This window comes from Polaromonas sp. P1_E1_2, assembly GCF_056406035.1.
This window is the reverse complement of the sequence record NZ_JBFUAZ010000022.1, coordinates 15,702-29,731: the sequence shown is the minus strand read 5'-3', so window position 1 is coordinate 29,731 and position 14,030 is coordinate 15,702. Positions and strand designations below refer to the sequence as shown.

At 62.6% G+C, this 14,030-nt stretch carries 13 protein-coding genes and 1 pseudogene; 9 read left to right on the top strand and 5 right to left on the bottom strand.

All coding sequences use genetic code 11. From position 1 onward, the window contains the following. From fmt to AC1D1P_RS02780, 3 genes are all read left to right on the top strand, one after another. Positions 1-953 (top strand): methionyl-tRNA formyltransferase (gene fmt / locus AC1D1P_RS02790; protein WP_477672022.1); only part of this gene is annotated, 953 nt, incomplete at its 5' end. 34 nt (positions 954-987) lie between these two features. After that, positions 988-1,734: an AzlC family ABC transporter permease gene (locus tag AC1D1P_RS02785; RefSeq protein ID WP_477672021.1), complete on the top strand. Its 747-nt coding sequence runs from the start codon at positions 988-990 to the stop codon at positions 1,732-1,734. Then, positions 1,731-2,066 (top strand): AzlD domain-containing protein, encoded by a 336-nt coding sequence (locus AC1D1P_RS02780; protein ID WP_477670632.1) that lies wholly within the window; start codon positions 1,731-1,733, stop codon positions 2,064-2,066. Before AC1D1P_RS02785 ends, AC1D1P_RS02780 begins: the two co-directional genes overlap by 4 nt. A gap of 240 nt (positions 2,067-2,306) precedes the next feature. Here AC1D1P_RS02780 and AC1D1P_RS02775 read toward each other — a convergent pair whose 3' ends face one another. Further along, positions 2,307-3,173 carry an exodeoxyribonuclease III gene (locus AC1D1P_RS02775; protein ID WP_477670259.1) on the bottom strand — a complete coding sequence of 289 codons (867 nt, stop codon included), beginning with the start codon at positions 3,171-3,173 and terminating at the stop codon, positions 2,307-2,309. 11 nt (positions 3,174-3,184) lie between these two features. Between AC1D1P_RS02775 and pyrE the strand changes: the two genes are divergently transcribed. Continuing rightward, a complete protein-coding gene (gene pyrE, locus AC1D1P_RS02770) occupies positions 3,185-3,934 on the top strand; it encodes an orotate phosphoribosyltransferase (protein WP_477670258.1) in 750 nt (249 codons plus the stop codon). A 51-nt stretch (positions 3,935-3,985) separates the two neighbouring features. Next, positions 3,986-4,612 (top strand): DUF4124 domain-containing protein, encoded by a 627-nt coding sequence (locus AC1D1P_RS02765; RefSeq protein WP_477670737.1) that lies wholly within the window; start codon positions 3,986-3,988, stop codon positions 4,610-4,612. 39 nt (positions 4,613-4,651) lie between these two features. Here AC1D1P_RS02765 and gatB read toward each other — a convergent pair. From gatB to gatC, 3 genes and pseudogenes are all read right to left on the bottom strand, one after another. Then, a pseudogene (gene gatB, locus AC1D1P_RS02760) lies at positions 4,652-5,855 on the bottom strand (Asp-tRNA(Asn)/Glu-tRNA(Gln) amidotransferase subunit GatB). Positions 5,856-5,904: 49 nt separating this feature from the next. Beyond that, positions 5,905-7,410: an Asp-tRNA(Asn)/Glu-tRNA(Gln) amidotransferase subunit GatA gene (gene gatA, locus AC1D1P_RS02755; RefSeq protein ID WP_477672020.1), complete on the bottom strand. Its 1,506-nt coding sequence runs from the start codon at positions 7,408-7,410 to the stop codon at positions 5,905-5,907. Positions 7,411-7,418: 8 nt separating this feature from the next. After that, complete coding sequence (gatC, locus tag AC1D1P_RS02750; RefSeq protein WP_457281707.1) at positions 7,419-7,718, bottom strand: Asp-tRNA(Asn)/Glu-tRNA(Gln) amidotransferase subunit GatC; 300 nt, start codon at positions 7,716-7,718, stop codon at positions 7,419-7,421. A gap of 282 nt (positions 7,719-8,000) precedes the next feature. Here gatC and AC1D1P_RS02745 point away from each other — a divergent pair, with 282 nt between their 5' ends. The 4 genes from AC1D1P_RS02745 to mrdA all read left to right on the top strand — a co-directional run bounded on the left by AC1D1P_RS02745 (position 8,001) and on the right by mrdA (position 12,980). Next, complete coding sequence (locus tag AC1D1P_RS02745) at positions 8,001-9,044, top strand: rod shape-determining protein (RefSeq protein WP_457281706.1); 1,044 nt, start codon at positions 8,001-8,003, stop codon at positions 9,042-9,044. 58 nt (positions 9,045-9,102) lie between these two features. Beyond that, a complete protein-coding gene (gene mreC / locus AC1D1P_RS02740) occupies positions 9,103-10,023 on the top strand; it encodes a rod shape-determining protein MreC (RefSeq protein WP_477672019.1) in 921 nt (306 codons plus the stop codon). 19 nt (positions 10,024-10,042) lie between these two features. Continuing rightward, the gene (gene mreD, locus AC1D1P_RS02735) at positions 10,043-10,561 is read left to right on the top strand and encodes a rod shape-determining protein MreD (protein WP_457281704.1); all 519 of its coding nucleotides are present in this window, start codon (positions 10,043-10,045) and stop codon (positions 10,559-10,561) included. Positions 10,562-10,751: 190 nt separating this feature from the next. Further along, the gene (gene mrdA, locus AC1D1P_RS02730; RefSeq protein ID WP_477672018.1) at positions 10,752-12,980 is read left to right on the top strand and encodes a penicillin-binding protein 2; all 2,229 of its coding nucleotides are present in this window, start codon (positions 10,752-10,754) and stop codon (positions 12,978-12,980) included. An 18-nt stretch (positions 12,981-12,998) separates the two neighbouring features. On the opposite strand, the gene AC1D1P_RS02725 is transcribed toward mrdA, so the two are convergent. Beyond that, positions 12,999-13,757, bottom strand: coding sequence for a TSUP family transporter (locus AC1D1P_RS02725; RefSeq protein WP_477672017.1), 759 nt, complete (start codon positions 13,755-13,757; stop codon positions 12,999-13,001). Between the last annotated feature and the right edge of the window lie 273 nt (positions 13,758-14,030).

Genomic DNA, 14,030 nt, shown 5'->3' with positions numbered 1-14,030 from the left:
CCCGTGTGGCCCTTGAAAAACTGCATGCGGCCGGTTTTGAGATTCCCCTCGTACTGAGCCAGCCTGACCGCCCCGCAGGCCGCGGCATGAAACTGCAGGCTTCGCCCGTCAAGCAATGGGCCGAAACCTCACACACACCCATCGCCCAACCCAGAAGCTTGCGGCTGGACGGCAAATTCCCTGGCGATGCAGCCGCGGCGCACGAAGCCATCACCGCAGCGCGCGCGGACGTCATGGTGGTGGCGGCCTATGGACTCATTCTTCCGCAGTGGGTTCTGGATGTACCGCGGTCGGGCTGCCTCAATATCCACGCGTCGCTGTTGCCGAGATGGCGCGGTGCCGCGCCGATTCACCGGGCCATCGAAGCCGGTGATCCGGAAACCGGCGTCACCATCATGCAAATGGATGCCGGGCTGGACACGGGCGACATGCTCCTGACGGAAAAGCTGCGCATCRCACCCGGCGACACCACGGCTTCGCTGCACGACAAGCTGGCCAATCTGGGCGGGCGGCTCATCGTGGAGGCCCTCGAGATCGCTGCGTGCGGAGGCCTGCACGCGGTCTCTCAGCCCGCGGACGGCATCACTTACGCACACAAAATTGAAAAACATGAGGCATTACTGGACTGGTCGCAAGGCGCTTCCGTACTCGAGCGGCGGATCCGGGCGTTCAACCCGTTTCCCGGCGCGGCCGGTGTTGTAGACGGGCAAACCCTCAAGTTCTGGCGTGCCGAAGTTCTGGCGAATGCGCGTCGGCCGGGGGATGCCCAGGCCGGTGAAGTCCTTGCCGCAGGGCCACAAGGTGTGGACATTTGTGCCGCCGACGGCGTTCTACGTGTGAGCCGCCTTCAAAAAGCCGGCGGCAAGGCGCTGGATGCGTCCGAGTTTTTGCGGGGGTTTGAGATCCGTCCCGGCATGGTCTTCATTCAACCGGATATCGCCAAACAGGGGTGAAAAAAATGACGGAACAGAAAAGGGCGGGGTTTTTGTGAAGACATTCTTCAAGCATCCGGACTTCCGGCTCGGGGTGAGTGAGCTCGCTAGCGTTGCACCTGGCATCGCCGCCTGGGGCCTGATGACGGGCGTGGCAATGGTGAAGTCGGGCATGAGTCTTATCGAGGTGCTGCTGATGGCGGTGCTGGTTTTTGCCGGCAGTTCCCAACTGGCAGCCTTGCCTCTCATCGTGGCGGGCGCACCCATGTGGGTGATTCTGGCTACCTCGTTTTGCGTCAACCTGCGCTTCATGGTCTTCAGCGCTCACCTGCGCCCCTATGTGATGCACCAGAGCCTGTGGCGCCGCATGGCTTTTGGCTACGGCATGGCCGACCTGAACTATGTGCTTTTTACCAAACGCTTCCCGCACCCGGCCGCCGATGCTGCCGGCATTGAAGCCCAGGACGCCTACTGGGTCGGCAGCTGCGGCATGAGCTGGGTCAGCTGGGTGGGTGCCACGCTGGTGGGCATTGCGCTGGCCAATTCCATTCCGCTGTCCTGGGGCTTGGGCTTTGCCGGCATCCTGGCGCTGCTGGGCATCATGTGGTCGCTGGCCACCACCCGCCTGCGAGCGGTGTCTGCAGCCATCGCGGGTGCCGCCGCTGTCGCCACCTTCGCCTTGCCGCTCAAGCTCAATATCCTGGTGGGCATTGCCRTAGCCGTCATCGTCTGCCTGGCGCTGGAAAAATCAGCGCCGGCCAAGCCTGCGGTATCCACTCCCGGAACCGGAGACGCAGCATGAACCAGACCGATCTCTGGACGGTGGTGACCATCATCGGCATGACGCTGATGACCGTCCTCACGCGCTCCTTCTTTTTTCTCTCCAGCAAGCCCTGGACGCTGCCAGGCTGGGCGCAGCGCGGCCTGCACTACGCGCCCATTGCTGCGCTGGCCGCAGTGATCGTGCCGGAAATGGTGATGACGCAGGGCCATTTCATCGCAACCTGGAAAGACGCGCGGCTGTTTGCGGTAGTCGCCGGCACCGCCTGGTATTACTGGCGTCACGGCGTGCTGGGCACCATCCTGGCCGGCATGGCGGTGTATTTGCCGCTGCATATGGGGTTTGGATGGTGAGCCCCCACGGTAAAAATTAGCACACCCCTATCGGGCTCACTKCGTGTAGCCCTTTTCCCCTTGCAGGGGACKGCGCCTGCGGCCCGGCAAAGCCGGCTCCGCGGCCCCKGCTGGGTTGAAAATTCAGGGACTAACCAGCGGGGTATTCACCAGCAGGGGCCGCGGGACTGGCTTTGCCAGACCGCAGGCGCCGCCCCCTGGAAGGGGAAAAGGGCTACACGCAGTGAGCCTGGGCGGGGGTCAAAGTCCAAACTCATAGTCCACGCTCATGGGTGCGTGGTCGGAAAACCGCTGTTCCTTGTAGATATGTTCGCTGCGGGCCAGCGCGGCAAACGCCGGGGTGGCGAGGTGATAGTCCAGCCGCCATCCTACGTTCTTGGCATAGGCCTGGCCGCGGTTGCTCCACCAGGTGTAGGCCGCGTCCGTGGCTGTGGGCTGCAGCTTTCGGTAGACATCGACCATACCGCCGCCCTTGACCGAGGGGCCTGTGCGCTGTGTCAGCTCCTGTGCGGCTTCGTTGGCCAGCTCGGCATCGCGCAGCAGCTCGGTCATCCAGGCGCGTTCTTCGGGCAGGAAGCCGCTGTTCTTCTTATTACCCTTGAAGTTTTTCAGGTCGATTTCCTGGTGCGCGATATTGATGTCGCCGCACAGCACGAAGTCGCGCGTTTCCTTCAGGGCCAGCAGGCGCGGATAAAACTCGGCCAGGAAGCGGAACTTGGCGGCCTGGCGTTCCTCGCCCGAAGAGCCGCTCGGGAAATAGCAGCTGATGATGGACAGCTTGGGGCTTTGCTTGCGCCCGGGTCTGTCAAAGCGCAGTTCCACATAACGTCCTTCGGCATCGAATTCGGCGGAGCCGTAGCCCACGATGACGTCGCTGGGTTCGTGCCTCGTGTACACGCCGACCCCGGAGTAGCCTTTTTTCTCGGCGAAATGAAAATGGCCTTTCATGCCGGCGATTTCCTCGAACCGGCCGCTCATGTCGGCGGCCTGGGCCTTGAGCTCCTGCACACAAATACAATCCGGCATGGATTGTGCAACCCAGTCCAGCAACCCCTTGCTGGCTGCGGAGCGGATACCGTTGAGGTTGAGGCTGGTTAATTTAAACATGGGACTTTCAAATGAGCACGGCAGGGAAACTGGACAACAAGGACGAAGCGCATTCTGCGGACGGTGCGCTGGCACAGGAATTCGTGCAGTTTGCCGTCGAATCAGGCGTGCTGCGCTTCGGGCAATTCAAGACCAAGGCCGGGCGCATGAGCCCCTATTTTTTCAATGCCGGCCTGTTTGACGACGGGGCCAAGCTGGGCCGGCTGGCGCAATTCTATGCGCGCCACCTGCTGGCCGAAGAAGAGCGCAGCGGTCTTGAATTCGACATGATTTTCGGGCCCGCCTACAAGGGCATTCCGCTGGCTGCCGCGGTGGCCGTCGAGCTGGCGCGGCTGGGGCGCAATTTTCCGTTTGCCTACAACCGCAAGGAGGCCAAGGACCATGGCGAAGGCGGCACGCTGGTCGGCGCACCCGTCAAAGGCCGTGTGCTGATCATTGACGACGTGATGTCCGCAGGCACCGCCGCCCGCGAATCCATTGCCATCATCCGGGCAGCCGGGGCCATTCCCCACGCTGTGGCGCTGGCGCTGGACCGGCAGGAGAAGGCCACCGAAAACGGTGTGGATGTGAACCACAGTGCTGTGCAATATGTTACGAATCAGTTGGGGTTGCAGGTTTGTGCGATTGCGCGCCTGACCGACTTGCTGCAGTATCTCTCCAGGCAGGGCGGCACGTCGGCTATAAGCGCTCCTGAAACGTTATCTTTGCAAGCGCACTACCAGTCGGTGCTGGCCTATCGGGAACGATACGGCGTCAATTAAGGATTCGAATTGCTCCTGCGAACCCTGTTCACGGTCATCTGTGTTTCACTCATGTGCCTGGCCGTCCCCGTCGCAGCGCAAAACATCTACACCTGTGTTGACGGCAAGGGCCGCAAGATCACGGCAGATCGCCCGATCATTGAATGCATAGACCGCACGCAACAGGAACTGGGCCCCACCGGCCTGGTCAAGCGCCAGGTGGGCCCGTCGTTGACCGTGCAGGAGCGCACCGCCCTCGAGGAAAAAGAGAAGGCCGCAGCCGAAGTGCGCGCACGCGAAGCCGAGGAAAAACGGCGTGACCGCGCCCTGTTGCTGCGCTATCCGCGCCGGGAAGTGCACGACCAGGAACGCGTCACCGCGCTGGCCCAGATCGATGAGGTCATCAAGGCTGCGAGCAAAAGAACGGTGGAACTGGCCGCGCAGCGCAAGAGCATCAACAGCGAGCTCGAGTTCTACGCGAAAGACCCCGCCAAGGCACCTCCTGCGCTGAAACGCAGGATCGAGGAAAACGACAACAGCGCCCTGGTGCAGAAGAAGTTCATCCTGGACCAGGAGCAGGAAAAAAAACGCGTCAACCAGCGGTTTGACGAAGAGCTGGTCAAGCTCAAGCAGCTGTGGGCCGTTGCCGGCGCGCCTGCCATTGCGGCCAGTGGTGTTGCTGGCGCCGCAAAAAATTAGCGGCTCGCCCCTGGGCCGCTGTTAACTCCGTCAGAACGGTCAGCCCAGCTTCTTTTTGAGCAACTCGTTCACCTGGGCCGGATTGGCTTTGCCTTTGGTGGCTTTCATGGCCTGGCCGACCAGTGCATTGAAGGCTTTGGCATTGCCCGATCGAACTTCCTCGACGTTTTTGGCGTTGGCAGCAAGAACATCGTCGATGATTTTCTCGAGCTCGCCGGTGTCGCTCATCTGTTTGAGGCCCTTGGCCTCGATGATGGCGTCTACGTCCTGGCCCTCGCCGGTCCAGAGAGCATCAAACACCTGTCTGGCGGCGTTGTTGGAGATGGTCTCGATGACTATTCGAGCAATCATTTTCCCTAGTTGCTCTGGCGAGATCGATACCGTTTCGATGTCACGCTCCTCAGTATTTAAGCGGCGCGAAACTTCCCCCATGATCCAGTTGCTGGCCAGTTTTGCCATCCGTGGTCGCCAATGGCTTTCCACATTTCGGGTTTGGAATATTTCCGGGTTGCTCTTATCCAGCGCCTCAATGCCAAGTTGAGTTACGTTTTCAAAGTAGGCGGCCACGGCCTTGCTTTGCGTGAGCTGGCCCGCGTCGTATTCAGGCAGGCTGTAGTCGCTCACGAACCGCTGCGCCATCACGCGTGGAAGCTCCGACATCCGCGCGCGCGTCGTCTCCACCCACTCGCGCGAAATCACCAGCGGCGGTCGCCACCGCCTCAGCGGACGAACGCATGTCGGGCTCGGTCACGATTTCGAGAAGCGGCGTGCCGGCGCGGTTCAAATCGATACCGCTCATGCCAATGAAATCTTCATGCAGCGACTTGCCCGCGTCTTCCTCAAGGTGGGCGCGCACCAGGCGCACCGCGCGTTCCTCGCCGTCCAGGAAAAACTCGACGCTGCCGCCTTGCACCACCGGAATCTCGAACTGGCTGATCTGGTAGCCCTTGGGCAGATCGGGGTAGAAGTAATTCTTGCGCGCGAACACGCTTTGCTCGGCGATGTGCGCGTTGACGGCCAGGCCGAACTCGATGGCGCGCTGCACAGCACCCCTGTTCATCACCGGCAGAGCGCCGGGCAGGGCGAGGTCCACGGCGCAGGCCTGTGTGTTCGGCTCGGCGCCGAAGGCGGTAGAGGCGCGGCTGAAAATTTTCGATTGCGTGGTGAGCTGCGTGTGGGTTTCAAAGCCGATGATGACTTCGTAACCTTGCACCAGCGGCCCGGTGGGGCGACCGGCTTGCATTTCGGCGAAAGGGTTGACGGTGGATTGGGTCTGGCTCATGTCAAATCACTCAAAGGCTTGGGGGCTGGCGCAGGTGCCAGTCGGTAGCCAACTGAAACTGGTGCGCGGCGCCCAGCAGTTGCGCTTCCTTGAAGTAGTTGCCGATCAACTGCAGGCCCACAGGCATGCCGCTCGTGCCGAAGCCCGCCGGCACGCTCATGCCTGGCAGGCCGGCGAGGCTCGATGAGAGCGTGTAGATGTCGGCGAGGTAGCTGGCCACCGGGTCGTCCGACTTTTCGCCGATCTTCCAGGCTACCGTGGGTGAAACGGGGCCCGCAATGATGTCGCACTGCGTGAAGGCGGTCTGGAAATCCTGCGCGATCAGGCGGCGGATTTTCTGCGCCTTGAGATAGTAGGCGTCGTAGTAACCGTGCGACAGCACGTAGGTGCCGATCATGATGCGGCGCGTGGCCTCGTCACCAAAACCTTCCGAACGCGACTTCTTGTACATGTCGTTGAGGTCGGTGTAGTGCGCCGCGCGGTGCCCATAGCGCACGCCGTCAAAGCGGCTCAGATTGCTGCTGGCCTCGGCCGGCGCGATCACGTAGTACACCGGAATGGAGAGTTCGGTGAGCGGCAGGCTCACGTCAACCAATGTGGCGCCCAGCTTTTCGTATTCGGCCAGTGCGGCGCGCACGGCGGCCAGCACGTCAGGTGCGCAACCCGCACCGAAGAATTGCGTGGGCAGCCCGATTCTCAAGCCTTTTAACGGTTTTGCGCCCGCAGGTTGGGCGCCGGCAGCTATCAAATCAGTAGCATAGTCAGTGACGGGCAGGTCCAGCGACGTGGAGTCACGGTCGGGGTCGGGCCCGGCCATGCTGGAGAGCAGCAGGGCGCAGTCGAGCGCGCTGCGCGCCATCGGGCCGGCCTGGTCCAGGCTGGAGGCAAAGGCCACCATGCCGTAGCGTGAGCAGCGGCCGTAGGTGGGCTTGATGCCGGTGATGCCGGTGAGCGACGCAGGCTGGCGGATCGAGCCGCCGGTGTCGGTGCCTGTCGCGGCGGGCACCAGGCGGGCCGCAACGGCGGCCGCCGAGCCGCCCGAGGAGCCGCCCGGAATGCGTTCCAGGTCCCAGGGGTTTTTCACCGGTTTGTAGGCGCTGTTGTCGTTGCCCGAGCCCATGGCGAACTCGTCGCAGTTGAGCTTGCCCAGTGTGACCATGCCGGCTGCGCCGAGCTTGCCCACCACGGTCGCATCAAAGGGGCTGCGGTAGTTTTCCAGGATTTTTGAGCCGGCTGTCGTGGGGAAGTCGCGCGTAACGAAAACGTCCTTGTGCGCCAGCGGTACGCCCAGCAGGGGCGTGCGCTCACCGGCGGCGAGGCGGACATCGGCGGCCCTGGCCTGCGTCAGCGACACGTCGGGGCTGGTGGCCAGGAAGGCGCCCAGGTTTTCCTGCCGGATCCGGGCCAGGAAATGTTGCGTGACCTCAACACTGGAGACTTCGCGGGCGGCCAGTCTGGCGGCCAGCTGGGCAACGCCCAGGTCGTGGAGGTCAGAAGAAGCGGAAGAAGATTTCATGGCGCCGCTCATTCGATCACCTTGGGCACGAGGAACAGGCCGCGCTCTACGGCGGGCGCACTCACCTGGCTGGCCTCGCGCTGGTTGGGCTCGCTGGCGACGTCTTCGCGCAGGCGCAGGGCCACTTCACCGATCACCGCGGCCGGATGGGCCAAAGGCTCCACCCCGTCGGTATTGACGGCTTCCATCTGCTCGACCAGGGCGAAAAAGCCGTTGAGTTGGGCCAGGGTGTGCTCGGTTTCGTCGGGGCGCAATTCCAGCCGCGCCAGGTTGGCGACGCGGGCGATGTCTTGGGGTGTCAATGCCATGGGGTAGGGATGAAGGAAATACGGGAAAAATAAACCAGAAAACAGGGGCTGAAACGAGGTGTAAAGCTGAAAAAACAGGCAGGCTAAAGCTATTGATCTATAGGGGATGCGTTATTATCCCGCCTTTGGTGTGAAATCAGGGTTGGATGCGGGCTTTAGGCGTTTTTTAGGTGCCRGAAGCAGATTTCAGAGCGCCTCTGGCTCAACTTCCCCATAATTGCTTGATCAATAAAAAGGCGATGGAGCAACGAAGTTTGCTCATGCTCAACCGGACTCCTGCATATGTTTGAATCATTCCGTCGGTACTTCTCCACCGACCTGGCCATTGACCTTGGCACCGCCAACACCCTGATTTTTGTACGCGACCGCGGTATTGTGCTGGATGAGCCCTCTGTGGTCGCCATCCGCCACGAAGGCGGCCCCCAGGGCAAAAAAACCATCCAGGCCGTCGGCCACGAAGCCAAGGCCATGCTGGGCAAGGTCCCCGGCAACATCGAGGCCATCCGCCCGATGAAAGACGGCGTGATCGCCGACTTCACCGTGACCGAGCAGATGCTCAAGCAGTTCATCAAGATGGTGCACCCGCGCAGCCTGTTCAAGCCCAGCCCGCGCATCATCATCTGCGTGCCTTGCGGCTCCACCCAGGTTGAGCGCCGCGCCATCCGCGAAAGCGCGCTCGGCGCCGGTGCCAGCGATGTGTACCTGATTGAAGAACCGATGGCTGCCGCGATTGGCGCGGGCCTGCCCGTGTCGGAAGCCAGCGGCTCCATGGTGGTCGACATCGGCGGCGGCACGACCGAAGTCGGCGTGATCTCGCTGGGCGGCATGGTCTACAAGGGCAGCGTGCGTGTCGGTGGTGACCGCTTCGACGAAGCCATCATCAACTACATCCGCCGCAACTACGGCATGCTGATCGGCGAGCCCACCGCCGAGGCCATCAAGAAGAGCATCGGTTCGGCCTTCCCCGGCTCCGAAGTCAAGGAAATGGAAGTCAAGGGCCGTAACCTGTCCGAAGGCGTGCCGCGCAGCTTCACCATCTCCAGCAACGAAATCCTCGAAGCCCTGACCGACCCGCTCAACAACATCGTCAGCGCCGTGAAGAACGCTCTGGAGCAAACGCCCCCCGAACTGGGCGCCGACATCGCCGAGCGCGGCATGATGCTGACCGGCGGTGGCGCCTTGCTGCGCGACCTGGACCGCCTGCTGGCCGAAGAAACCGGCCTGCCGGTGCTGGTGGCCGAAGACCCGCTGACCTGTGTGGTGCGCGGCTGTGGCATTGCGCTGGAGCGCATGGACCGCCTGGGTTCCATCTTCACCTCGGAATAAGCGTCTTCACTTCATGCTGCACGCCGGGCATGAAGCGGGGCCAGCCTGACAGCGAACCATGCCTTTAGGAACCCTCGACAGATCCCCGCCGCCCTTTTTCAAACAGGGGCCTTCGGCGCTGTCCAAGCTGGTGTTTTTCAGCGCGCTGTCGCTGTTCCTGATGGTGGCCGATACGCGTTTTCGCATTACCCAACCGGTGCGCGCCGCGCTGGCTACGGCCTTGTATCCGGTGCAATGGCTGGCGTTGCAACCGGTGCGCGCGGTCAAAAGCAGCGGTGAATATTTCACCACCCTGAACCAGGCCAAAACCAGCAGCGAAGAAGCCKGCCGCAAGCTCGCGCTGCAATCGTTGCGTGCCGGCCAGGTCGAGCAGCTCACGCAGGAGAACAACCGCCTGCGCAAGCTCATGGGCCTGCGCGAGCAGCTCGGCACGCCGGTGATGGCGGCCGAAGTGCTGTACGACGCTGCGGACCCTTACACCCGAAAGGTGATCATCGACAAAGGCATGGCGCAGGGCGTTGACCTGGGCTCGCCGGTGCTGGACGAGTCCGGCGTGCTGGGCCAGGTCACCCGCGTGCATCCGCTGGTCAGCGAAGTGACCTTGCTGGTCGACCGCGACCTGGCCATTCCGGTGCTCAATGTGCGCACAGGCGCGCGCAGCGTGGCCTATGGCGACCCGACCGTTTCGGGCAGCGGCCTGGAACTGCGCTTCATGGGCAGCAACTCGGACGTGCAGCAAGGCGACCTGCTGACCACCAGCGGCGTCGACGGCGTCTACCCGGCCGGCCTGCCGGTGGCCAAAATCAGCCGCATCGAGCGGCGCGCGGAATCGGCGTTCGCAAAAATTTTCTGTACACCGCAGGCGCTCGTGACGGGTGCGCGGCACGTCATCGTGGTCAAGCCCGGCACCGGCCAGATCCCGCCGCGGCCCGACGACACCCCCGAGCCCGCGCCCAAGAAGAAGGGGGCTTCGAAATGATCATGCAGGGAGTGACAACATGATCATGCGATCAGGCCAGCAGCTGCTGCTGCCSGCCAACCCCGTCTTCATCTGGTGCAGCCTGATCGCGGCGCTGCTGCTGGACATGCTGCCCYTGGGCCGCGTGCCGTGGATGCCCGACTTCCTGGCCCTGGTGCTGGTGTTCTGGAACGTGCACCAGCCGCTGCGTGTCGGCATCGGCGTGGCTTTCATGTTCGGCCTGGGCATGGACGTGCACCAGTCTTCGCTGCTCGGTCAGCATGCGCTGTCGTATACGGCGCTGAGCTTTTTTGCCACCATGATCCATCGCCGCCTGCTCTGGTTCACGGTGCCGTCGCAGGCCTTGCAGGTGCTGCCGCTGTTTGCGGTGGCGCATGGTGTGGAGCTGGTGATCCGCATGATCGGCGGCGGTATTTTCCCGGGCTGGATCATGCTGCTGGCGCCGCTGATAGAGGCCGTTCTGTGGCCGGTGGTGAGCGTGCTGCTGCTGGTGCCGCAGCGCCGTGCACCCGATCCTGACCAGAATCGACCACTCTAGATATGGCCCCCACGGTCACTCACTTGGTGTGTTCCCTGCCCCCCGAGGGGGCCGCCCGCCTGCGGCCTGGCGAAGCCAGTTCCGCGGCTCATGCTGGCCTTTTTCGGCTCGCTTCGCATCGCCTCTTTCTTTCCAGAGGTAAGCGGACGGGGTTGTGGGCACTTTCCGGCGGCTGTAGAGTCACACGGCCATGACTGAACTGCGCAATGTTGAAGCCGATTTGTCGCGCTTTCGCGCGCGGGTGCTGGTGGCCAGCTTTGCGGTGCTGTGTGCTTTTTCTCTGCTGGCGGCGCGGCTKGTGTATTTGCAGGTGTACCGCCATGCCGACCTGAACGAGCAGGCGGAAAGCAACCGGACGGCCATCGTGCCCATCGTGCCCAACCGGGGGTTGATCCTGGACCGCAATGGCGTTGTGCTGGCCACCAACTATTCGGCCTACACGCTGGAGATCACGCCTTCCAAGGTCGACAACCTGGAAGAAACCATTGCCGCGCTGGAAAAGGTGGTCGACATCCAGGTGCGCGACAAGCGGCGTTTCAAGCGGTTGCGCGAAGAATCCAAAAGTTTTGAATCGCTGCCCATACGCACGCGCCTGACCGACGAAGAAGTCGCCCGGTTTGCGGCGCAGCGTTTCCGTTTTCCGGGTGTTGACATCAAGGCCCGGCTGTTTCGCAGCTACCCCTATGGCGAGCTGGGAAGCCACGTGGTGGGCTACATCGGCCGCATCAACCAGGCGGAAAAAGAAATCATCGAAGGCAGCGAAGACGAAGGCAACTACCGCGGCACCGACTACATCGGCAAGCTCGGCGTCGAGCAGAGTTTTGAGCAGCAGCTGCACGGCACCACCGGTGTCGAGCAGGTCGAGACCTCGGCGGGCGGCCGCGCCATGCGCAAACTCGCCAGCAACCCGGCCACGCCCGGCAACACCGTCATGCTGTCGCTGGACATCCGCCTGCAGAAGCTGGTGGAAGACATGTTCGGCGACCGGCGCGGCGCCCTGGTGGCGATGGACCCGAAGACCGGCGACGTACTGGCGTTTGTCAGCAAGCCGACGTTCGACCCCAACCTGTTCGTGGACGGCATCGACACGGAGAGCTGGCAATACCTGCGGGATTCGCTGGACAAGCCGCTGCTCAACCGCGCGCTGCGCGGCACCTATCCGCCGGGTTCCACCTACAAGCCCTTCATGGCCATGGCGGCACTGGAAACCGGAAAGCGCTCCGCCAGCTTCATCGTCAACGACAACGCCTCCTGGAGCTTTGGCGGCCACGTCTTCCGCAGCCACGGCGACATTGCGCTGGGGGCGGTGGACATGTACCGCGCCATCGTGAAGTCCAGCAACGTGTACTTTTATTCGCTGGCCAACGAACTCGGCGTGGACGCCATGCACGACTTCATGCAGCCGCTGGGCTTTGGGCAAATCACCGGCATCGATATCAGCGGTGAAGTCACGGGCGTGCTGCCCAGCCAGGACTGGAAACGCAAGGCCTATAAAAGGCCGGAGCACCAGAAGTGGTACCCGGGTGAAACCATTTCGCTGGGTATCGGGCAGGGCTACAACACTTTCACCATGCTGCAGCTGGCGCAGGCCACGGCCGTGCTGGCCAACAACGGCGTCAAGCACAGGCCGCGGCTGGTGATCGGCACGCAGGACCCGGTGACGCGCGTGATGCACCCGCTACCGGCCGATGCGCCGGAAAACCTGGGCTACAAGGCTGAAAACATCGCGATCGTGCGCAAGGCCCTGGTCGGCGTTACCCAGGAAGGCACCTCGGCCCGCGTGTTTGCCGGCGCGGGTTACCTGAGCGGCGGCAAAACCGGCACGGCGCAGGCGGTCACCATCGGCCAGAAAGACAAGTACAACAGCAGCAAGATGGAAGAGTACCAGCGTGACCACGCTGTTTACATGGCGTTTGCGCCGGCCGAAGACCCCAGGATCGCGCTGGCGGTGATCGTGGAAAACGCCGGCTGGGGCGCCGGGGTGGCGGCGCCGATTGCACGGCGTGTTTTTGACTATGTGCTGCTGGGCCAATACCCGAGCGAGGAAGACATGGTGGCGGTGCAGAAGGGGCTGGCGGCAGCGCCCATCGGCAAGCCGCGTCAGGCCGCCGACGTGGCCGGCCAGCTGTCGGCCGGCGCAGCAGGCGCTTCCCCCGGCCCCACGAACGCCGCGGCTGCCGCTGCCGCCAAGGCCAGGACGGCGGCGATTGCGGAGGCGCTCAGCAAGCTGCCGCCGCCCATGGCGGCGGCGGGCATCAACCCCGATTKAGCCGGCCGTCGCTATCGATTTGAGAGCTGCTTGCGCATGCCTTTATTGGGCTGGACGCCAATTTGGTCATTAAACAGTGATGGCCGGATTTCAAGCAAAATCCGCCGAAAACCCATACAGGACGTGCGCAAGAAGCTACTAAATCAATAGCAAACTGGCAGCACGCCGTCAGCGCGCAAATGCGTCAAAAGCGGTTTTCAGGATCAGCGCGCTGACCACGGCGATAAACACCCCGCGCACAAAACCAGCCCCATGTTTCAAGGCCAGGCGGGTGCCCAGCAGGCTGCCTGCTACGTTGGCCACGGCCATCGTGAGGGCGAAATGCCACCAGACATGGCCTTTATAGGCAAAGAGCGCCAGCGCCGCCAGGTTGGTGGCGGTGTTGAGCAGCTTGGCCGAAGCCGACGCGTTCAAAAAGTCATAACCCAGCCAGCGCACAAATAAAAATACAAAAAAGCTGCCGGTGCCCGGGCCGAAGAAGCCGTCGTAAAACCCCAAAACCAGCCCGATGCAGCAGGCCGCCGCGGTCTCGGCACGGCCGGTAAAGCGGGGCGTGTGGTGGCGGCCCAGCTCCTTCCTGGCCAGGGTGTAAAGCAGTACCGCCAGCAGCACAAAGGGCAGGGCCTTGCGCAAAAATCCCGGCGAGATGACGGTGACCAGCCAGGCGCCTGCCAGCGAGCCGGTAAAACCCGCAGCCGCCGCCGGCAGCAGCGCCGCCCACCGAAGCTCCACGCGGCGGGCATATTGGGCCGTGGCAACCGCGGTGCCCCAGACCGAGGCCCCCTTGTTCACCCCAAACAGGGTGGCAGGATGGGTAGTGGGGAAAACGGCAAACAGGGCCGGCACCAGGATCAGCCCGCCGCCCCCGACGATAGAGTCCACAAAACCGGCGAGCAGGGAGGCCAACGAGACGATGAATAATTCCATGGCCCGGATTGTCCCATCGCATTGAATAGACTAATTGCTATCAAATAGATAGCTGTTTGCGCAAGACAGTCAATGGTTGCAAAGGTTTTTGAGGGTTTTACCCATCACGGCGGAGGCATAAAAAAAGCGCTGGGGTTGCCAGCGCTTTTTGCAAATCTGCATCTCTTGTGGAATGCCGCTTTGCTTGTGTACTTCTTAATGACTCTCTCGTGTCTCCTCGGCTCCTCGCGTTGCGAGCAGCAAGGCTCGTCAGCAAGTCATCCAATATAGCGG